Source organism: Microbacterium sp. NPDC058021 (assembly GCF_042885955.1).
Classification (GTDB): domain Bacteria; phylum Actinomycetota; class Actinomycetes; order Actinomycetales; family Microbacteriaceae; genus Microbacterium.
Genome location: NZ_JBHVRF010000005.1, coordinates 1 through 20,044, shown reverse-complemented (window position 1 = coordinate 20,044; position 20,044 = coordinate 1). Strand labels below are relative to the sequence as shown.

Sequence of the window (20,044 nt, the reverse complement as noted above, 5' to 3'; positions counted from 1 at the left end):
GGTTATGCTCGCGAAATGGGGACTAGTTTTGAACAATTCTGTGCCTCCCTGTCGAGGCCACTCGCAAGACGTGCGATCGGGATCGATCTTTCTGACCTGGAAGCCTCACGCGTGTTGGCCGACGAGTCGCTTGCGAAGGCCTACTACGCGAACTGGGTACGCTCGCAGGGCGGCGACCTACTCGACGGCGGGGTACATGCGCCGCCGGCGGCCTATTCCAAGCGGCGCCGAGCCCTTGCATGGTGCTTTCTCGTATTGGCCATCGGCGCCATAGCGGTCGCTGTGGTCCTCGGGTCGCAGACGCGAGATGATGAAGCAGCTCCTCGAGACCGAGCCTCCGAACCAGCCACTCAAAATGACGTAGTTGCCGATCCCCCGCCCAAAACGCCAGCACAGCGACTTGATGAAGCGGCCGCAGCAGAGGGATGGCAAGTCGTTGAGAGCGGCGAGCTGTACATCAAGGCCGCCGAACCCGACACATTCACCTGCGGCAGCTACCCCTGCCTCTGGTATACCGTGCAGTCGACCTCCGGGTGCGAAAGCGGCGTCTATGTCAAAGCCGACATCATGCATGACGGCCACGCGGTCGCATGGACCAACGCGATCACGCCATCGATCAGCGGTGGCGAAGCGGTGTCCGTCATGCTGGAAGACGTTCAAGGCGTCGGGAGCCAGTTCCGACTATCCGAGGTCTCGTGCATGGACTTTTAGCAGGATCTGGCGGCGTCGATTAGCGAGCAGGCGCATGTGCGTGGCGAGGGTTGCGATCTTCGAATCGCACGCCGCCGACGGTTCGTGAGGCGACACGGGGAGGGCGCCGTGCCCGAGTTCATCATCGGCTTCGGTCCTCGAACGCATCGCTGCCCGCCCGTGCCGGTGGCCCTTACCGGAGGACGCCGGCCGCACCGGGGCTCACGAGCCATGACATCAATGCAGACCGAAATACTTCGGGGTCGACGTTCGCCTCCCACCCATGCGGAGCAGCGGCCGTTTCCACGAGGGTGGCTTTCGGGTGCGCGGCGACGAAATCCTCCGTGGGTTGGAAGGGAACCTCTTCATCGCCACTGGAGTGGATCACGAGCGTCGGCACTCGAATCGTGAGGCCCGTCGGCACTCGAATCGTGAGGCTCCGGCCCCAGTCGAGCCGATCGACGTCCAGCGGCGCCACAAGCCCCACCATCTGGCTAGCGATGGGCGAGCCAAGGGCCCACAGGACGCCGGTGGCCACGAACCCGGGCAGACCGGCCTGTGCGACGCCGTGCCGGATAATCCCCCGCCAGTTCGTCGCCGGGGCGATTAGCGCGAGCCTGTCGAACGCATCCGGTTCGTGGCGAAGAAGCTCCAGTGCGAGACCCGCTCCCATCGACCACGCCACCACGTAGACGGCGGCGGCGCCTCGCGAGCGCGCGTATGCGATTGCGTCGGCCAGGTCACTCCACTCGCGCTGCCCTAGTGTCGAGGCGGATGCCGTCGGCCCATCCCCCGAGCCGCGGTAGGTGATCACTAGCGAGGTCAGGCCGGCGCTCTGCGCCACCTCGACGGAGCGCAGTGTCACGAGTCTTGAGGTGCGAATCCCCTGCACGTGGATCACCCACGGCGCATCGGGCGATTCGCCCCGGAAGAGCCAGGCCGGCGCCAAAGTGCCGTCGCGCAGTGGCACCGCAACGTCTGCCCATTCGGGATCGATTTCCGAGGGCCCGCTCATGACATGGCCGGTCCACTGCGCCTCAAATGGCTCCGTACTGATCGGGGCCGTGGTCTTGAGCACACGGCGAATGACGCGGTGCTCATCCGACGCGACCACAGGCCCGATCAGCGCGTGGTGCTCGAATCGCTCCCCAAACCAGAGCCCGTAGCTTCCGTCAGCGACGGTCAGTGCGCTCTTCGGCAGCTCGATCTCGTCACCGACGCCACGTACAGTGAGCGTCCTTCTTCGGGGTCTGGTGCCGACGACGCGTCTCGCCAGCAACCGCAGCACAGTCGCGGTAGCCGCTACGAGGGCCGCCGCGACAGCGGCAACAGTGGCGATCACTTTCAAGGTGCTGCCACCGTCCCCGTAGCACTGGACATCCGGACCACAGCTGGTGCCCTCATCTGTCGGTCGAGCATCTGAGTTGCCGCACGAAGCAGGATTCGCTCACGTTTGGTCAGCTCCTGACTATTCGCGATGTCGGTGAGGCGGACTGCGAGGCGATAGGCCTCATGCACGGGATCTTCGTCGGGAACGGGGCTGACGATCATCCCACGGTCGTTGCTCGCTCTCGCGAGCCGGCGTCCGAGCGCGGCGTTCATCGACCTGCGGCCCGCGCGGGTGATTGCGAACGCGATGATCCCGGCGCACACCAGCACGACACCGCCGTAGAACGGAAATGTGAACAGGCTCCCGACTGCTTCGACGGGCGGTGTTCGCCCCATGCCTGCGACGCGGAGGGTCAAGTAGACGATCTCGATGAGGCTGGCGCAGAGGATGGCCCATGCGCCGACGCGGATGGCGATGTACGGTCGCGGTTTGCGACCGTGAATGCCGCGGAGCATCCGGGTCATGATCAGCACGACGCATCCCATGTAGATCGACGCATACGCCCACAGGCCGAGGTGATCCGCAGTCTCGTCGATGAAGTCATCCGTCGTTGATCCTCGATCGTCGATCATCAGGAATGGGATGGTGAAGGCGAGACACATAATCGGCAGCTCCCACAGGCTGCGCGTATTGAATCGACTCCCGTCCAGCGTGAGCGCTGCCTGCATGACGAACCAGAACGCGGCAGTCGCGAGGATGTTCTGGACCAGGTTCGCGACGTTTGTTCCGCCGAGCCACCCGTCGACGGTCTGCAACGGAACCGCGACTCCGACCATGAAGATCGCTGCCAGCCCCGTGATTGTGGCGATCCAGGTCAGCCGACTCGAGGGCTCCCGGATCGCCGAGGGCAGTCGGATCAGCGTCAGGATCAGCAGGGCAACGAACGCGATCGTCTCGATACGGAGCAGCATCAGCCGAACACCGCCTCGTCGTGACCGTGACGGGGACGCAGCAGCAGGCGCGACAAGAGTTGCGACAGCTTCTCGGCCTCCGCTTCGACTACCAGTTCGGTGTCGGCAAAGTCGAGGTCCAGCTCGAAGTCCGGCGTGACGATTCCGCGGGCGAGCACGGTCTGACCGGCGCGCACGTGACGGGATCCTGCGTGCTTGACGGGCAGCGTGGCACAGCCCGCGTGCTCAAACAGAACGTGCGACAGCTCGTGGAGGACGGTATGGAACTGGTACCAGCGAGGATCGGACTTCCGCACCAGGATGGTGGCCGCGTCGGCAGTGAGCAGAACCAGACCCGTGATGTTCTCCCAGTCGCGATCACCGACCGGCTCGATGTCGATCCGCCTGCCGGTCGCCAAGGCGACATGTCGAACGATGTCTTCGAGGTCTACGTCACTGGGCAGCTCGAGGCGTTCCAGCTGCAGTTGCGCGCGGGCGCGCAACTCTCCATGATCTCGAGAAGCGCGGTAGCTCATGATGCCCGACCTCCGATCACGACCTCGGCACTGCGATCGCTCGAACGCCTACACTGTACGCCGATACGCAGTAGAGGTCAGGTCAGTACGTTATTGCGCAGAGATCGACCTGAGCGTCTGCGCAATCGCGCGTAACGCGGCAGGCGAAATCTCACCGACGGCACGAGCTGACACCGAATCTGCGCCCGACGCCTTGAGCGCTTCTCGGAACTCGAAGTTGGCTTCGGCTGCTTCGACCGCCGCCGCGTCGCCCAGGTCCAGCAGGTAGGCAGTAGAAACGCCGGCGTACGCTCCTAAGCCTTCGAGAACTCGCACCCGCACAGGCGACGATGACGCCCCAGCGATCAGGCTGGACCACTCATCCCGGTCGAATGCGACGCCGCGAGCCGCGAGCTCACTGACAAGTTCATCGACGTCGAACATCGAACCGTCAAGGCGAGGCGCACGGGAGACCGCAGTCAGCCGGCGGCCCAGTTCCTCCGGCACTGTGTCCACCGTAGGCTCGATCTCGCGGGCTTCGCCGATGGATGCCGCCACCCGTGAGATCTCATGCGGATGAGTCCCTAAAGCCTGCGCGAGCTTTTCGATGTCGTTCGCGTCGAAAGGCGCGGAGCCGCGCAACCGCCCATAGAAGTAGCTCGCTGACATGCCCGACCGGTCGATCAGTTCCTGATTCGTCATCCCGGCCGCCTCGCGGAGGGTTGACACCGCGCGCACGAGGTCCATCGACCACGCGCCAGCCCCGCCCTGGGATCGTCTACCCACGAGGACAGGGTATCCCTACGGGTTTCCAAGGGGCTTGTACCTATTCCAGCACATCGGGCGTATCTTGCTCCTATGTACGCACACAGGCTCCGTGCGCTCGCGCGCCCACCGCCGGCCCGCAGACGCCGTCATCGGTGAAATGACGCGTACCTCCCTCGAGAAGCCACCCAGGTCGGCTGCCCAGGAGGAGGTATTCACGCCATGTCCCACCAAAGATCTAGCCTCGGCTCCGCGGAGGCGAAGCTCGAACGGCTGCACGCAAAGCTGGCAGACGCTGTCGCCCGGCTCGTGACTGGTGATGACTGGGCGCGAGCGCTCGAGTTCGCGACTCGGTTTCGCTCCCGATCGTTCAACAACACCGTGCTCATCCGGACGCAGCACTCCGCTGCGTCCGGACAGGGCCGGGTCCCCGAGCTGACGCCGACGTACATCGCAGGCTTCACGCAGTGGCGGGCGCTGGGGCGGTCGGTCGACCGTGGCCAGGTAGGCGGGCACGGGTACTCGTTGCGCATCGTTGGAAGCGATCGCGATCTCGGCGGAGCGAACGGCATGACTGATTACGTCACGCGGTGCGTCGCTGTACGTGGCGACATGGATCCGGCAGCGCGAGCGAAAACCCTGGCGCACGAGCTCGCCCACCTCAAGCTGCACGGCCCCACCGGTCAGACGGCAGGGAGGCGATCCTCCGGCCAGTCGGAGACATCGCCTCGGGTGCTGTGATGGACACGGTCGCCGTGCTCGCCTCAGTGGTCGGACTTACGCCGCGCGAGGGAGCAGCGCGGTTCGCTGCAGCCGGAATCCCGGTCTTCCCGTGCAAGCCTGCACAGAAGCGTCCGCTCACGGAGCATGGGTTCCACGACGCGACCACCGACGCCGAGCAGCTCGGCCGCTGGTGGACGCAATGGCCTCAGGCGAACATCGGTATGCCGACCGGGCACGCTTCCGGTCTCGAGGTCGTCGATGTCGACGTGCACGGTGCGGTGCGCGGGTTCGCTGCCTTTGAGCTTGCCCGCCGAGAGGGGCTCGCGGACCGCTGGCAGGCACTCGTGAAGACGGCATCCGGCGGCATGCACGCCTATTACCCCGCTGACCCTGACCACGAGCAGCCATCGTGGCAGGCCGCGCGGTCCGGCATCGACTTCCGGGGCAAGGGCGGCTACGTCATCGTCCCTCCGTCGCTGGTGCTGTTCGAAGGCAATCGGTCAGCGTATGAGCTGATCGGCGCAGGGCACGGTGAGTCCGTGCCCATTGACGGAGCGGCGCTGCGGGCGTTCCTTGACCCGAAGCCGGCTCCAGTCTCGACGATGACAACGAACGCACGCCGCGACGTGGACGTGGAGCGGATCGCAGCCTGGTTGGCCACCCGGCCCGAAGGCGAACGGAACCGTGCACTGTACTGGGCGGCATGCCGGCTCGCCGAGAACGGCGTCACGGACCAGAGCGCGCGGACCGTGCTCGGACCGGCGGCCCAGCACGCAGGGCTGGGTCAATCCGAGGTCCTGACCACCATCCGATCTGCGTACCGGACGGTGGCGGCTCCGACGTCGCCTTTCCGGAGCCGCGGTGCGCAAGCAGTTGCTCACCCGATCAACGGGCAGGTGATCTCGTGATGCCCGAAACGACAGGGCCGCGGTCGGGGCGGATCGCCGTTTGGACAGCGGTCGCTGGGACCGTCTTCATAGCTGGCGGCGCCTTCTGGTTGTCGTTCACTGCACTCGCGGATCTCGCGCGCCGTTCGGGTGTCGCGCCGACGCAAGCGTGGGCATGGCCGCTCATCGTTGACGGGATCATCGTCGTCGGCACTGTCGCGGTAGTGGCGCTGGCGGGCCAACGCGACGCCTGGTACCCGTGGATGCTACTTCTGGCCGGTGCCGCCGCATCAGTCGCCGCGAACGCGATCCACGCGGTTGTGGCCGCCGATGCCAGCCTTCCACCGGTGCTCGCGGCATCCGTTGCGGCTGTGCCTCCATTAGTCCTGCTCGCGATCACTCACCTCACCGTGGTCCTCACTCAACGGTTTCGCTTCGGCTCCTCCTTCACAGATGCAGCGTCGCTAGTTCCATCCACAGAACTCATGCAGCTTCGACCGCAAGCCGGCGTTCCGGAGAAGGGTGCACTCAAGGAACTTGCGGCGTTAATGCACCAGCGCGGCATGTCGAACAAGCAGATCGCGAGCGCCACAGGCGTTCATCCGTCGACAGTCGGTCGATGGATCGCGGGGAAGCTCCGCACACCTGAGGTTCAGAAGGGAGTTGTGCCATGACCGAATACGGCCGAGACCATCAGCCGGAGACGCGGCACCGCCCGGATACGTCCGAAGGCCACCGCGCCCTCGTTGACAGGTCGGCGAGCGACGAGGCGTCCGAGTTCGCCCGGCACGCCGATCCCTCACTTGTGCGGCAACCGATGACTTCCTCAGGTGCCGAGCAGGTTCGCAGCGAGATTGTCTGGATGCGACCCACAGAGCTCGTTCCGGCCGTTACCGGTCGCGTCGCAGGTCAAGGAATCGACCTCGAGTCGTCGCTTGCCCGACGGGCGCGTGCGCTGCCAACGCAGCGCGTCGCGACTACCCGCCGCGCCATCCGCGAACGGGCGCTTCATCTTCCGCCGGTCTCCGCGTTCGGAAACGGGCGCGCTGTGAATGGGGCAGTCCGCCGATCGGGAATCAGTCGGTAGCGAGGGCGCGATGTCCGGGCAGAGTTCACGGTCAGCGGCAAGCGCATCGGCGCTCCCAATCCGGGGGCCCGAGGCACCTGAGTCTGTAAGTGCTCGCGCGTCCTTCGAAAGCTCGGAGGGGCTGCGCGAACTGCTGGAACGCCTCGCCGCGCAGGACCACGGCGCCTGGCGCCACGATGTCGAAGCCGCAGCACTCATGGGATACGTCGTTCGGCGCTACGCGAAGCTCGCGCGCAAGCATGGGCTCGACCCATGGGACGCAGCCGCCGCCGCGTTCGACGCTATGCGCTCGTCCGCCGTGCGCAACGCGGACGATCCTTGGGCTGTCGTGACCCGCGCCGTGGAGGTGACCCTGATCGCGGAGGAACGCGCGAACGGCCTACTGTGCTCGGTTTACCAGGCCCGTCGGCCCGAGTTCTCGTCGTTCCATGACCCGGAGCGGTTCAGCGATCGAGAGAACCCCTTGAGTGACTATCACCCGGCACTCCGGGTGGAACCGCTCGGGGGCTCGCAGGACGACCGCGCCTCGGCCGATGGGACTGGGATAGGCGAGGCAGTGGAGAATGCGATCGCTTTCCTCACGCTTCTTGGGTGGCCTCGGACGCCGGCACGCACCGCGATGGAGTACATCTGCGCGCGCCTCAGTGAGGTGCCCTCTCGTGCAACGGCCTGGGAATCGCTCCGTCGCGACATCCACGGAAGGACCCTGCTCGACCTCTCGTCGGCGTCGTGGAATGGACTCCTGCGTGCTGTCCTCGGCAATCCCGAGCCGGAGGTCGCTCGAACGACGGCCGGACGCGGAATCCTGCTCCGGCTGTTGATCGGTGAACCGCTGCAGTCGCTCCTGGCTGATGACGACCTCGTCTTTGCCGTGAGCGTCTCCTCCCCCGCCGAGAGAGGGAGGCGGTGAACGTGGGTACAAACATCGGCCACATCGAGCTCGAGCGATCGATCGAATCGATCGTCGTCGGGCAACGGCACCGCAACGAGTTCGGGGATATCGATGAACTTGCCGCGTCGATCACCCGCGACGGGCTGCTGCAACCGGTCACCGTCACGCCCGAAGGCGTCCTCGTATGCGGAGCACGACGGCTTGAGGCTCTGAAGCGGCTCGGCGAGAAAACGATCAAGGTCTGGGTCAAGTCCGGGATATCCGATCGGCTCGCCGAGCTTTTGGCCGAGCAGGCCGAGAACGTGCTCCACAAGCCCCTCACGCCAACGGAGGCCGCCGCGCTCTACACCGAGCTGAAGGACTACCTCGCTGAGGATGCCACACGACGCCAGGCCGCGTCGCGTTTCGGTCGTCAGGATGTTAGCTCCCGAAGAGACGGTGGTGCCACGGTGGCACCACCGCAGTTCAAGCCGGGCAAGAGCCGGACTCAGGCCGCCCAGATGGTCACGGGGAAGGCGTCGTACACGACACTCGAGCGCATCGCGGAACTGCAGCGCCTTGTCGCCGACCCGGCTGCTGACCCGACGGTGAAGGAACGAGCGAGCGATGAGCTGCGACGCATCGATGACGGCGGCAGCGTGACCGCGTCGCACGCGCGAATCCGGCACGTCCTGGATACGGAGGCGCCGCGGGAGTTCGAGGACTTCGAAGCGCCCGAAGACTTCGATCCGCCTGACGAACTCGAGCAGCTGGCGAATGCGGCTCTCGCGAGAGTCAAGGAGGCGAAACGCAATCGACGAACACCAAAGGCGCGAGCTTCTGCCGCGCATGTCTTTCCCGTCCGCGCTTTCGTGCGCGTGTGGGAGGACCTCGACTCGTGGTGGACCCACTTCAACGTCGCAGCGGTGGCCGCGGAACTGACCGACGACCAGATGGAGCAGTTCGAGGCGACGCTCGCCTCGACCGTGGAGTTCTTCACTGCGCTCCGCAACGCACGAGCGCAGACGAGGCGGGAGATCGCGTGATGGAAAACCCCGCGCACCCCGGTCACCGGCGCTTCGTCCTTCTCCTCGCTGTCGGCTTTGCCGTGCTGGCTGCACTCGTCGGAGTCGGGGTCTATGGCCTCCTCCTCGCTCCCGACCCAACCACGCCAGCGCCCGCGCCCGATCCGAGAGGTCCGATGGAGCCCTCTCCTGAGCCCGACTCGACCGCGTCGAGCCCGTCGCTCCCTCCGATTCTCTCGACAGCGGATGCCGAGGCATTCGCGCGCGCAGCCGCCCAGGCGCTGATCAACTGGGACACAGCCACCCAATTCGCGCCATCCGACTACGCGCAAGTGATCATCGATGCGGGTGATCCGTCCGGCATCGAGACCGCCGCGCTGGCGTCCGATGTCCGCAGTTATCTCCCCACGGCGGACGCCTGGTCGGAGCTGCGCGGCTACGGCACCCGCCAATGGTTGACGATCGACGACGCGGTCATCCCGCCATCCTGGAACGAAGCGCTCGATCAGGCGGCGGATGGCCAACTGCTCCCAGGAACCATCGCCTACACCGTCACTGGGACGCGTCATCGTGCTGGCATCGTGGGGACCCAGGCACAGGAGACGTCGCGACCGGTCTCGTTCACTCTGTTCATCGCGTGCGAGCCCAGCTTCGAAGAGTGCCGGCTGCTCAGGCTGTCCGAGGTGGACAACCCGCTTCGATGACGGGCGCTTGCCATGAAGAAGCTCGTCATAACACTGATCGTCGCGGTGTTTGCCCTGCCGTTCGCCGGGATGCTCGCCGTACCGCTCCTCCTCTCCCCCGCCGCGCTCGCCGCCTGCCAGTCAGCAGGCCAGCTCGTCGTGACCGACGTGCCGGACAAACTCACGGCGGTACGCCGCGACGGGACATCAGTGACCCTTGGACGCAGGCAGCTGACGCACGCCGCCACGATCATCACCGTCGGCAGCGGCGTCGAGGGTGTCGGTCGGCCGGGCGTGGTTATTGGCCTGATGGCAGCGCTTACCGAGTCGACGCTGAGGATGCTCGCGAATGCCGCTCACCCCGCCTCCCTCAAAATGCCGAACGACGGCGTCGGTAGTGACCACGACTCACTCGGCCTCTTCCAGATGCGTCCGACGGCGGGGTGGGGCACCGTGGATGAGCTCATGGATCCGGACTACCAAGTACGCGCCTTCTTCGGTGGATCATCGGGACCTAACTTCCCAACGCCTGCCGGACTCCTGGACATTCCGGGCTGGCAGGCCGCTGATCCTGGTTCAGCCGCCCAGTCCGTAGAACGCTCCGCCTTCCCCGACCGCTATCAGGACTATCAGCCCGTCGCGGAAGCTATCCTCGCGGCGCTGACCAAGCCCGCCGCAGGTGCAGCCGACGGCGGCCCACCTCTTCGCTCCGTCCCGGAGACGACCCGATTCGTCTTTCCGCTGCCGAGCGACACGTGGGTGCGATCCAGCGGGTACGGCTGGCGCACGGACCCCCTGACCGGAGCCCGCGCATTTCACTCGGGCACCGACTTGTCCGCGGCAGATGGCACGCCCATCTTTGCGGTGGCGGACGGAATTGTCGGGTGGGCAGGCCCGTCCCCGGGGTACGGGCACCTGGTCGTCATCGAACACACGATCGACGGAGAGCGAGTTGCGTCGGCCTACGCCCATATGTGGGCCTCCGGCATACACGTGTCTGTGGGCGAACGGGTCACCGCTGGCCAGCACATCGCGGACGTCGGATCATCCGGTAAGTCGACGGGATCGCACTTGCACTTCGAGATCCGGCCGGGCGGTTCGTTCGAGCCGTCCATCGACGCAGACCCGTGGTTCGTCCAGCACGGGGCCGAAGGGCAGGAAGCGAGCACGTCGGCCAGGGCGTCCTGCGCGATCGGAATCTCGGGATGACTGGCACGGGCATCTTCCCGGACTTCGGTGCAGTTGGAGGAGGCGACGACCTCCGCGGCATCGTTGGCGCTCTCCTCATGTACGTCCTGGTCCTTGCCGTACTCATGATCCTCATCTGCGCCGTTACGTGGGCGATCACCTCGTCAAGCGGCAATTATCAGTCGGCGCTGCGTGCCCGCGCGGGGGTCTTTGTTGCGGTCGGCGCCGCGGCTTTGTCCGGCGCGGGCGTCGCCTGGATGAACTTCCTCATCGGGGTCGGCCGGCAGCTCTAGGGAGCGGCGAGAAAGGCCGCTCCGCATCTGAGCGGTCGACTGAAGGAGTGCCTGCGCGGGCTCCGACAGACAATCAATCGCGCTGAGAAGATGGACTGTGATCGAATTTCGACCTGCGACCCCCACTGACGCCGAGGCGATGGCCGAGGTGCAGAACGCAATCTATCGCGCAGGACTTCGGGCGAATCCGGTCGATGCCGCACTGGTCCGAGAGCGTTACCTTGATGCCGAGTACACGGTCGCGTGCACCGTCGCTGATCAGGATGGCCAGGTTGTCGGTTTCCAATCGCTCAAACGGGCGTGGCCGGGCAACCCGTACGACGTGGCCGAGGGGTGGGGCATCATCGGCACGCATATCCATCCCAGCGCTGGACGGAACGGCATAGGATGCCACCTCTTCGCCATCTCGCTGTCAGCGGCAAAGGCCGCCGGGTTGCGCCATATCGATGCGAGCATCGGTGCTGGCAACGAGCCCGCTTTGGCGTATTACTCGGCCATGGGCTTCATTCCCTACCGGGAGGGCGATGACGTCATCATCCCCCATCGCCTCGATCTCTAGGGCGCTGACAGTCCTTTAGCCCGCCGACAGTCCGCCGCGGGAGCGGCCGATGCCATGGCCAGGCGGCTCGTCCCGCGTTTTCTTGTAGCTCGATCCAGCGCGGGCCAGGGTGAGCTTGGCGAGAACACGATCCCAGGTGCCGGATCGCGGGGACGACGCACGCACCTTGTACGCAGGTTCGTTTCTGCCCAGACAAGGAGCACGACCGTGATCGACATCGCACCCAACGCGTCGGGACTGCCCGGCATCGAGCAACTCCGCGTCATCGTCGGCGCAGTGATGGTTGTCGGCCTCATCCTCGCCGTGCTCGCGCTCATCGTCGCCGCCGTTGCGTGGGGATACGGAGCGAATTCGTCCAATCCCCACCTGGCCTCTCGAGGAAAACTCGGTGTGCTCGTGGCGTGTGGCGCAGCGGTCATCTGCGGCGCGGCCGTCACGCTGGTGAACTTCTTCTGGGGCGTCGGTCAGTCCGTCTGAGCCGGGCGAGGATGACCGAGAGGAGCGACGCGAGTGGCTGGCGTGTGCGACATCCCTGTGATCGCCGAGGTCTGCCAGACAGTCGGATCGGGTGTCGCATCGCTCGTCGCGGCGCCGTTTGACTGGCTCGCTCACACGCTCGCTGCCGCCGCTGCGTGGTTCTTTCAGGCCGTGTGGGCCGTTTTCGACACCACCACGCTCGTTGATGTCACCGGTGAGCAGTACATCCAGGTGTACAACTTGCTCTTCGGTGTCGCGCTGTTCGTCATGCTCGTTTTCTTCTGCCTGCAACTGATCACCGGCTTGGCGCATCGCGACCCGACCGCCCTCTCGCGTGCCGCGGTGGGCTTGGGCAAGTCCGTGCTCGGTTCCTTCGTCGTAATCACGCTGACAGCAACCCTGCTGGAAATTACGGATCGTCTGGCCATCGGCATCGTCCAGGCAACCGGGAACACGATGGAGGGAATGGGTGACCGGATCGGTCTCATGGCCACCGGCCTTGTGGCGATCAACATCACGAGCCCCGGCGTCGGCGCGATCATGACCATCTTCCTCGCAGGACTTGCGATCGCGGCGTCGGCGATCGTGTGGTTCTCGCTCCTCATCCGGAAGGCGCTGCTCCTGGTGGCGATCGTGTTCGCTCCGATCGCCTTGGCGGGGTTCTCGTGGGACGCAGCGCGCGGTTGGTTCGGCAAGTGGGCGGCATTCGTCGTCGCCCTCGTGTTCTCGAAGCTCGTGCTCGTCGTGCTGTTCCTTGTGGCGGTCAACCAGACGGCCGCACCGATCGATCTCGACCTTGCCTCCATCAGCGACCCGGTCGCCGGAGTCGTGCTCATGCTTGTCGCAGCCTTCGCGCCGTACATGACCTACAAGTTCATCTCCTTCGTTGGGGTCGACATGTACCACGCGATGTCGACCGAGCAGGAAGCGAAGGGCGCGATGAACCGCCCCATTCCGGTGCCGGTAACCCCCGCGACGGCGAAGTCGGCGAAGTCGATTCTCGGTGGAGGCGGCGCAGCATCCAGTGGTTCGGCAACCCCCGCTGCAGCCAAGGCGACCAGCGGAGCCGCGGGACCCGGCGGCAGCGCGGCAGCGTCGGGCGGCACGGCGGCTGCTGGCCCAGCTGCCGCAGCCGTCATCGGCGGGCAGGCGGCCACCAAGGCGGCTGGCGCTGGTCCGAAGCTCGGCAGCGCGGCAGGCACAGCCGCGGAAGGACACGCCGAGGGTGCCGCGCCGGCAGATATGCCTTCGGCATCGAACGGCTCGCAGCCAGGGGTAGTCCCAATCCCGCCGTCGCGCCCGACGGCCGCTCCCCCGCGCCCGCTTCCCACCCCGGGCGAAAGGACAACGGCATGACCGCTGACAACACGCGTCGCGCAAATCAACTCCATCCCGTTCAGTTCTCGCGACTTCCGAAACGAGGGGTGATGCTCGGACTTTCGCTCGGGCAATTCGTGACGCTCGCCATCGGACTCATCGCATTTACAACCGCCGTCTATATGGGTGGCGGCATCCTGTTCGGCCTGACCTCGCCGATCTGGCTCACCAGCGTCGCGCTCGCCTTCCTCCCCGTTGGTGGACGCAAGCTCATCGAATGGGTCCCGATCGCTGTCCGGTGGGTGTGGCGGAGCGTGGGAGGCCAACTCCGGTTCCGCGCTGACCTCGTCACGCCGCGCCCCGCCGGAACGCTTGCGCTGCCGGGAGATGCCGCGGCGCTACGAGAGTGGATCGATCCCGAGACCGGCGCGGCGATGATTCAGGACCCTCACGCCCAGACCTTGACCGCAGTGGTCGGCATCACGCACCCGGCTTTCGTTCTGCTCGATGGCGGCGAGCAGGAGCGTCGAGTAGCCGGCTGGGGGCGAGTGCTGGCGACGGTGTGCCGGTCGGGTCGCATCGCCCGCGTGCAGATCTCTGAACGGACGGTTCCCAGCTCGGGAAGCGGGCTGGCCGAATGGTGGGCACGGCACGGCGTGAACGACAACTCGTGGCCCGCTGTGACCTATCAGGAGCTCATCGAGCGCGCCGGACCGGCGGGCGAGCGACACGCGACGACGATCTCTCTCGCACTGGACGTGCGTGCGGCAGCTCGGCAGATCCGTGCCGCCGGCGGTGGCATGAAGGGAGCGGCTGACGTTCTCCGCCAAGAGATGACGACCTTCACCGCGGCCCTGCGTGCGGCCGACCTGATGCCGACCGGCTGGCTCACACCAGGCGAGGTCGCCGTCGCGCTGCGATCTGCATATGACCCCGCCGCCGCTCCCGCGCTCGAGCGACACGGCGACATAGGCCAGTCGCTCGCAACGGCCGGACCCGTCGCGGTCGCCGAATCCTGGGATCGACTCCACACCGACTCCGCCCATCACGCGGTCCTCTGGATCGCGGAGTGGCCGCGATCGCAGGTATTTCCAGGCTTCCTGTCGCCACTGCTCCTCACCTCCGGCATCCAGCGCACCTTCACACTCATCTGCACGCCGGTTCGCGCCGACGTCGCCGCGCGGGATATCCGGAGAAAGAAGGTCGGGCTCCTTTCGGATGCCGCGCAACGCGCGAAAATCGGTCAGATCGAGGATGCCGCGCGCACGGCCGAGTACAACGACGTCGTCCAGCAGGAGTCGGATCTCACAGCTGGCCACGGGGTGCTGCGATACACCGGTCTCGTCGCAGTGTCGGCGCCCAAGATCGATGAGCTGGATGCCGCGATCGCTGCTATCGAGCAAGCCGCCGTGCAAGCCGCCTGCGAGACTCGGCGGCTCGTCGGGCAGCAAGCACAGGCGTTCGCGGCCGCCGCGCTGCCCCTGTGTAGACCCGTTTGACTCCCGCGTGACCGTCTCTGCCGACCTCAACGCGCGGGGACGTCGGACGCACCTCCTTAGAGACTCCGCTGCAAGGGAAGCGAAATGCCCATATCCCAGAATCCGATCGTCGATGGCGAGGAAGCGCGGCAAGCGCTGCGCGCCCTCGCAGCCGCTACCCGCTCCTTCGACGACCCGGCACAGACGCACGACGTGATCGGAAATTTGGTGGGCGGTCTCAAATCCCTCGAGCAGGTGCTCGACCAGCTCTCGTCCGCCCACACGAGCGCAGCGGCCAGCGCCCGCACGGGCGAAGGCGATCACTGGGCCGGCGTGGAGGAGGCCTACGCAGCCGCGAATGCGCTGCAGAGAGCGTCGACCCTCGTTGCCCGAGCAGGCTTGGCGGTGGATCGGGCGTCTCAGCATTCCGGTCGAATCGCATGGGACTTCGCCGCAGCGGCGGTGCCGGTTGCAGAGTGGATCGCGCCGCGGATCAATCCGCATGATTCCTTCCAACGCACGAACTCCTTCGCCTCCCCAGGGTCGGGAACGAGTGTTCGCAGACGCACGGGGATGTCGTTGTGAGCGCGCAGGACGAGCGAGTGCACACTGCGGTGCTGGTCAACCCGGCCGGAGAACGCAGGAAGGAGCGCCGCGCCCGGCGGAAAGCAACCCAAAGACTCTCCGCTGAGTCGCGAGCCGCCGCCTCTGCAGCCGACCGCGCCGAATCAGACGCTCAAATCGCTGAGCGTCGCGCGACCACGTACCTGCCCGCACCGGGCGAATCACGGCCAGCGGCGCTCCGCACACCTGGTCGGCTCCACATTCCGCGCCACCAGGACACGAGCGCGACCCTTGCCGGAGCGTACCCGTTCCTCGCCGAGGGCGGACTCGGCTCGCAAGGTGTCTTCGTCGGGCAAGATCTCTACTCGGGTGCGTCGTTCGTTTACGACCCCTGGGTGCTCTACTCCCGCGGAATGATCACGGCACCGAACATCGTCCTGGCGGGGATCGTGGGCTCGGGTAAGTCGTCGCTCGTGAAGAGTCTCTACACGCGGTCGATCCCGTTCGGCCGCCGCGTCTACGTACCCGGTGATCCGAAAGGTGAGCACACCGCGGTCGCCGAAGCCGTCGGGGGCCAGGCAATCGTGCTCGGACACGGTATGGCGAACCGGCTCAACCCGCTCGACGAAGGGCACCGCCCGTCTGGCGTGACCGATGAGAGTTGGGCGGGCCAGGTCGCCTCCCGTCGCCGTGACCTCATTGGCGCCCTCACCGAAACGGTGCTCGAGCGCCCGCTGAGTCCGTTGGAGCACACCGCGATCGACCTCGCCCTCGCTGACGCGGTCAGGTCCTGCGAGATCCCCATTCTGCCTATGGTCGTTGACCGTATTCTCTCGCCCGATGTGTCTCAACGGGCTGATCATCGGCTCGTTGAGGACGGCAGGGTGGTCGGGCATGCGCTGCGTCGGCTTGTCGCCGGCGACCTCGCCGGGCTGTTCGATGGTCCCAGCACGGTCACGTTCGACCCGAGCCTTCCGATGATCTCGCTGGACCTGTCGCGAGTGGCCGAGAACGCGACGCTCGTCTCCGTTCTCATGACGTGCTCGTCAGCGTGGATGGAGTCCGCCCTCCTCGATCCACACGGCGGGCAGCGTTGGGTCATCTACGACGAAGCGTGGCGCCTCATGTCCCACCCGGCGCTGCTGCGACGAATGGATGCGCAGTGGCGACTCGCCCGCCATTACGGAATTGCGAACCTGCTCGTGTTCCATAAGCTCTCCGACCTGGACAACGTCGGCGACCAGGGCTCGGCAATGCGGGCAATCGCGTCGTCTCTGCTCGCGAACGCTGAGACCCGGATCATCTACCGGCAGGAGGCGGACCAGCTCGGAGCGACTGCGAGTGCGCTGGGTCTCACAGGCACGGAGCAGGGCCTGCTGCCGGGCCTCGGAACAGGTCAAGGGCTGTGGCGGATCAAGGACCGCAGCTTCGTGGTTCAGCACCAGCTGCACCCCGCGGAGCTCGCAGCTTTCGACACGACGAGCCGGATGACGGAGGGCGTGAAATGAGCACGACCCACGCGGTACGAGGAAGTACCGATGCGATTCACGTGCCGCCGGTCCTTCCCGTGATCTCGATGAGCATCGCGGCAGACGGCACGATGACGGTAGCGGTAGACGGCGTGTCGTTCGAGCCACCTCGGTTCGGGCCGGCCTGGGTGCGGTCGTCGTTTGCGGCAGTCATCGACACGGTGCTGGAAGAGCGGGGCTCGCCCGTGCGGGTGCTCGTTTACGAAACGGACGGCACCGTTTTCACCGACCTCGTCACCCGCCCCTTGCAGGGCTCCTTTGCCCCGAACGCACAGCCGCATACTCGGGAGGACGAGCCCGCGAACCGAGCGCATGTCGCGGACGCACTCATCGATCCCCTCCCCTTGATTCCGCCGCCGCACGCCGCGCTCGGCGAGGAAGGCTTCCTTCCCGGAGAGGATGTCGCCGTCGCAATCATCGTGCGACACACGACGGCATCTGCGGACGGATCTGCCCGCGCCCTGCTGGAGCCAGGAGTCTGCCAGTGCAGCGCCGACGGTGAGGTCGTGCTCATCGGACGGACCTCCGGCACGTGCGTCATCGGAAGTCTCACGTGACCGGCAACCACGGCGTGGATGTTTCCGGTCACGACGGACTGACCACCCTCGCCTTGCTCGCCCTCGGCGCGGTCATCGCGGTTGCCGGCGTTCTGCGCGCGGCGGGGAATGTCGCCGCCTTCGTATCAGGAGCGAAGCAGCCGACCGGTGGTCTGGGCGCAGGGTTCGGTGTCTTCGGCTCGCCGGCAGCCCCGGGGATCGCACTGGGCTCGACTGGGCTCAACCCCGTCGTGTATTGGTCGGTCGTGACGGCCCTCCTGGCACTCGTTGCCGTCGTGGTGTGGTGGGTGTGGCGAGTGCTCCGGGATCACACTCGACACACGAGATCCGATCCTCACCGCATCGTCGGGATTGCGACGTCGACCGATGTGCGGCGCGCCGCCTCCGAGCGCGCGCTGCTGTCGCGGGCCGCGCACCTCCGCGCGTCCGTCACGACGCCGCGGCCCGACGACGTGGGCTACTTCGTAGGCGTGGCGCGAGGAACCAACGTCTGGACCTCGGTCGAGGATTCGATTCTCGTCATCGGTCCTCCCCGATCAGGTAAGGGCGCACACATCGTCATCAACGCGATCCTCGACGCTCCGGGCGCGGTCGTCACGACATCCACCCGGCCAGACAACCTCACCACCACCCTTCGCTCGCGAATGAGGCGGGGGCCCGTGGCCGTGTTCGACCCGCAGCATCTTGCCCCGGGCGTGCCTGCGGGGTTGCGGTGGTCACCGGTCCGAGGTTGCGAGGTCCCACTCACCGCGATGATTCGAGCATCGGGTCTCGCGGCCGGCACAGGCCTATCGAGCGTCGGGGTTGAGAACGGCGGCTTCTGGGAGGGGAAGACCCGCACCGCGCTGCAGGCGCTCCTCCATGCGGCAGCGCTGGACGGCCGTTCGCCCGGGGAGCTGTTTCGGTGGACCCTCGACCCTGCTGCGGCGAAGGATGCTGTCGCCATCCTGACGAGCAACCCTGCAGCTGCAACTGGATGGGCGGAGTCGCTCGAGGCGATGATCGACGCTGACCCCCGCACCCGCGATTCGATCTGGCAAGGCGTCTCGTTAGCCTTGGCTGCGTTGGCCGACCCTCGTGTTCTCGATGCGGTCAGCCCGAGCGACGATGAGCAGTTCGACCCAGAGACCTTCCTCCGACGCAACGGCACTCTCTACCTGCTCGCAACCGGCGCCGGCGCCGGTGCATCCTCATCGCTGGTCGCTGCTCTCGTCGAGGACCTTGTCGAGACGGCCAGGCGGGTAGCCGCGCGGTCTCCGGGGGCGCGCCTTGATCCGCCGCTCCTGCTGGCGCTCGATGAGATTGGCAACCTCGCGCCACTGCCGTCCTTGCCCGTTCTGATGGCGGAAGGCGGAGGCACCGGGATCACCACGATGCCTGTGCTTCAGTCGCTCGCGCAGGCTCGGCAGCGCTGGGGGGACAACGCCGCTACCGCCATCTGGGACGCGAGCATCGCCAAGATCGTGCTGGGCGGCGCATCGGGGTCTCGCGACCTCCAAGACATCTCCACGCTGGTCGGCGACCGTGACGAGGTCACCGATTCGATAACGGTCGGCGAACGAGGGCTGCGCTCGAGTCAGCGAACAATGCGCCGGGTTCCGATCATGCCTCCCGACGTCATCCGGACGCTGCCGTACGGCACCGCACTCCTGATGTTGAGGGCCGCACCACCGATCGTTACTCGCATGCGGGAGTGGGGCTCTCGCCCGAACGGCGCATTGCTCCGCGAGGACCGTGCTCAAGTCGAGGAGCAACTACGACGGGGATAAGCGGCGCACCTACTAGGTGAGGGCCGACCCGCGGCCCTCGGTAGGAGCATCCGATGACGATCCACACGCAGCAGTCCCTCTCCGGTTTCCTCGCATCGGAGCCTCAGCTCGTGTTCAACACGAAGGGCGAGGCTCGATTCTGGGTGCGGATCGGGCAGGAGCACTTCGAACGCAATGAAGACGGCACGTTCACCCAAACGGAGAACACCTACCACGATCTCGTCATGTTCCGGCGGAACGCGGAACGGGCCTACGCGATGTTCAACAAGGGCGACGTCTTCATCGCCGAGGGCTACACCCATACCTCCTCACGGGAACGGGACGGTGAGACGATCGAGACTGAGGAGTTCGTCGCGAAGCGGCTCGGCCACGACTCCGCCCGGACCAACTACACGCTCCAGCGTCATCGCCACACAGTCCCGCCCCTGGCGGCTCCCACACCGGTGCCGGCAAAGCCCGCCGTGCGGCCGGTCTCCCTCTGAGGCAGCCCATGTCTGCCGACGAAGCCCTGCAGTTCCCCGGCTACGAGTTCGATATACCGGAGCGGGACGGACCAGATGCGGAGCCAGAACGCTTGCCCACCATCCCTCGTCCGGTCAACTGGAACCTGCTCACGTCCGATCAAGCGGCGTTCGAATGGGTCGAACTCGACAGGTGGGTGAACTGGTTGCGCCGCACGTACGGGCTCGGACTGAATCGGCCTGGGTTTCGTTCCTATCGGATTGTTTGTCCGGCAGATGCCGGTTGGGCTGATTCCAGGTCAGCGTAGTACGCGTTCTCGACCTCG

At 66.2% G+C, this 20,044-nt stretch carries 22 protein-coding genes; 18 read left to right on the top strand and 4 right to left on the bottom strand.

The window, feature by feature from the left end; translation table 11 throughout:
* The first annotated feature begins 111 nt into the window (after positions 1-111).
* Complete coding sequence (locus ACFVR6_RS11445; protein WP_386962939.1) at positions 112-711, top strand: hypothetical protein; 600 nt, start codon at positions 112-114, stop codon at positions 709-711.
* Positions 712-883: 172 nt separating this feature from the next.
* Here the strand turns inward: ACFVR6_RS11445 and ACFVR6_RS11440 are convergent, their stop codons facing one another.
* The 4 genes from ACFVR6_RS11440 to ACFVR6_RS11425 all read right to left on the bottom strand — a co-directional run bounded on the left by ACFVR6_RS11440 (position 884) and on the right by ACFVR6_RS11425 (position 4,232).
* Positions 884-2,032: an alpha/beta hydrolase family protein gene (locus ACFVR6_RS11440; protein ID WP_386962936.1), complete on the bottom strand. Its 1,149-nt coding sequence runs from the start codon at positions 2,030-2,032 to the stop codon at positions 884-886.
* A gap of 2 nt (positions 2,033-2,034) precedes the next feature.
* A complete protein-coding gene (locus tag ACFVR6_RS11435; protein ID WP_386962933.1) occupies positions 2,035-2,991 on the bottom strand; it encodes a hypothetical protein in 957 nt (318 codons plus the stop codon).
* Positions 2,991-3,506: a hypothetical protein gene (locus tag ACFVR6_RS11430; RefSeq protein ID WP_386962930.1), complete on the bottom strand. Its 516-nt coding sequence runs from the start codon at positions 3,504-3,506 to the stop codon at positions 2,991-2,993. Before ACFVR6_RS11430 ends, ACFVR6_RS11435 begins: the two co-directional genes overlap by 1 nt.
* A 90-nt stretch (positions 3,507-3,596) precedes the next feature.
* Positions 3,597-4,232, bottom strand: a complete 636-nt coding sequence (locus tag ACFVR6_RS11425) for a helix-turn-helix domain-containing protein (protein WP_386962927.1) — start codon at positions 4,230-4,232, stop codon at positions 3,597-3,599.
* A gap of 240 nt (positions 4,233-4,472) precedes the next feature.
* Here ACFVR6_RS11425 and ACFVR6_RS11420 point away from each other — a divergent pair, with 240 nt between their 5' ends.
* The 17 genes from ACFVR6_RS11420 (at position 4,473) to ACFVR6_RS11340 (ending at position 19,739) form a co-directional block, all read left to right on the top strand.
* Positions 4,473-4,991 (top strand): ImmA/IrrE family metallo-endopeptidase, encoded by a 519-nt coding sequence (locus ACFVR6_RS11420; RefSeq protein WP_386962924.1) that lies wholly within the window; start codon positions 4,473-4,475, stop codon positions 4,989-4,991.
* Entirely contained in the window at positions 4,991-5,881 is an 891-nt protein-coding gene (locus ACFVR6_RS11415) for a bifunctional DNA primase/polymerase (RefSeq protein ID WP_386962921.1), read from the top strand. Before ACFVR6_RS11420 ends, ACFVR6_RS11415 begins: the two co-directional genes overlap by 1 nt.
* Entirely contained in the window at positions 5,881-6,534 is a 654-nt protein-coding gene (locus tag ACFVR6_RS11410) for a DUF2637 domain-containing protein (protein ID WP_386962918.1), read from the top strand. The genes ACFVR6_RS11415 and ACFVR6_RS11410 overlap by 1 nt, the downstream gene beginning before the upstream one ends.
* A 609-nt stretch (positions 6,535-7,143) precedes the next feature.
* The gene (locus ACFVR6_RS11405; protein WP_386962915.1) at positions 7,144-7,857 is read left to right on the top strand and encodes a hypothetical protein; all 714 of its coding nucleotides are present in this window, start codon (positions 7,144-7,146) and stop codon (positions 7,855-7,857) included.
* A gap of 2 nt (positions 7,858-7,859) precedes the next feature.
* The gene (locus ACFVR6_RS11400; protein WP_386962912.1) at positions 7,860-8,864 is read left to right on the top strand and encodes a ParB N-terminal domain-containing protein; all 1,005 of its coding nucleotides are present in this window, start codon (positions 7,860-7,862) and stop codon (positions 8,862-8,864) included.
* Positions 8,864-9,547: a hypothetical protein gene (locus tag ACFVR6_RS11395; protein WP_386962909.1), complete on the top strand. Its 684-nt coding sequence runs from the start codon at positions 8,864-8,866 to the stop codon at positions 9,545-9,547. The genes ACFVR6_RS11400 and ACFVR6_RS11395 overlap by 1 nt, the downstream gene beginning before the upstream one ends.
* A 12-nt stretch (positions 9,548-9,559) precedes the next feature.
* Positions 9,560-10,735, top strand: coding sequence for a M23 family metallopeptidase (locus ACFVR6_RS11390; protein ID WP_386962906.1), 1,176 nt, complete (start codon positions 9,560-9,562; stop codon positions 10,733-10,735).
* Complete coding sequence (locus ACFVR6_RS11385) at positions 10,732-11,007, top strand: DUF6112 family protein (protein ID WP_386962904.1); 276 nt, start codon at positions 10,732-10,734, stop codon at positions 11,005-11,007. Before ACFVR6_RS11390 ends, ACFVR6_RS11385 begins: the two co-directional genes overlap by 4 nt.
* A 97-nt stretch (positions 11,008-11,104) precedes the next feature.
* Entirely contained in the window at positions 11,105-11,566 is a 462-nt protein-coding gene (locus ACFVR6_RS11380; RefSeq protein WP_386962901.1) for a GNAT family N-acetyltransferase, read from the top strand.
* Between the two features lie 207 nt (positions 11,567-11,773).
* Positions 11,774-12,043 carry a DUF6112 family protein gene (locus ACFVR6_RS11375; RefSeq protein WP_386962898.1) on the top strand — a complete coding sequence of 90 codons (270 nt, stop codon included), beginning with the start codon at positions 11,774-11,776 and terminating at the stop codon, positions 12,041-12,043.
* A 33-nt stretch (positions 12,044-12,076) separates the two neighbouring features.
* Positions 12,077-13,399, top strand: a complete 1,323-nt coding sequence (locus ACFVR6_RS11370; protein ID WP_386962895.1) for a conjugal transfer protein TrbL — start codon at positions 12,077-12,079, stop codon at positions 13,397-13,399.
* Positions 13,396-14,859: an SCO6880 family protein gene (locus ACFVR6_RS11365; protein WP_386962892.1), complete on the top strand. Its 1,464-nt coding sequence runs from the start codon at positions 13,396-13,398 to the stop codon at positions 14,857-14,859. Before ACFVR6_RS11370 ends, ACFVR6_RS11365 begins: the two co-directional genes overlap by 4 nt.
* A gap of 84 nt (positions 14,860-14,943) precedes the next feature.
* Complete coding sequence (locus ACFVR6_RS11360; RefSeq protein WP_386962889.1) at positions 14,944-15,423, top strand: hypothetical protein; 480 nt, start codon at positions 14,944-14,946, stop codon at positions 15,421-15,423.
* A complete protein-coding gene (locus tag ACFVR6_RS11355) occupies positions 15,420-16,910 on the top strand; it encodes an ATP-binding protein (RefSeq protein WP_386962887.1) in 1,491 nt (496 codons plus the stop codon). Before ACFVR6_RS11360 ends, ACFVR6_RS11355 begins: the two co-directional genes overlap by 4 nt.
* Positions 16,907-17,488 (top strand): hypothetical protein, encoded by a 582-nt coding sequence (locus ACFVR6_RS11350; protein WP_386962884.1) that lies wholly within the window; start codon positions 16,907-16,909, stop codon positions 17,486-17,488. The genes ACFVR6_RS11355 and ACFVR6_RS11350 overlap by 4 nt, the downstream gene beginning before the upstream one ends.
* Positions 17,485-19,257 (top strand): type IV secretory system conjugative DNA transfer family protein, encoded by a 1,773-nt coding sequence (locus tag ACFVR6_RS11345; protein ID WP_386962881.1) that lies wholly within the window; start codon positions 17,485-17,487, stop codon positions 19,255-19,257. Before ACFVR6_RS11350 ends, ACFVR6_RS11345 begins: the two co-directional genes overlap by 4 nt.
* A gap of 53 nt (positions 19,258-19,310) precedes the next feature.
* On the top strand, positions 19,311-19,739 hold the full coding sequence (locus tag ACFVR6_RS11340; RefSeq protein ID WP_386962878.1) for a single-stranded DNA-binding protein: 429 nt from the start codon (positions 19,311-19,313) through the stop codon (positions 19,737-19,739).
* The last annotated feature ends 305 nt before the right edge of the window (positions 19,740-20,044 follow it).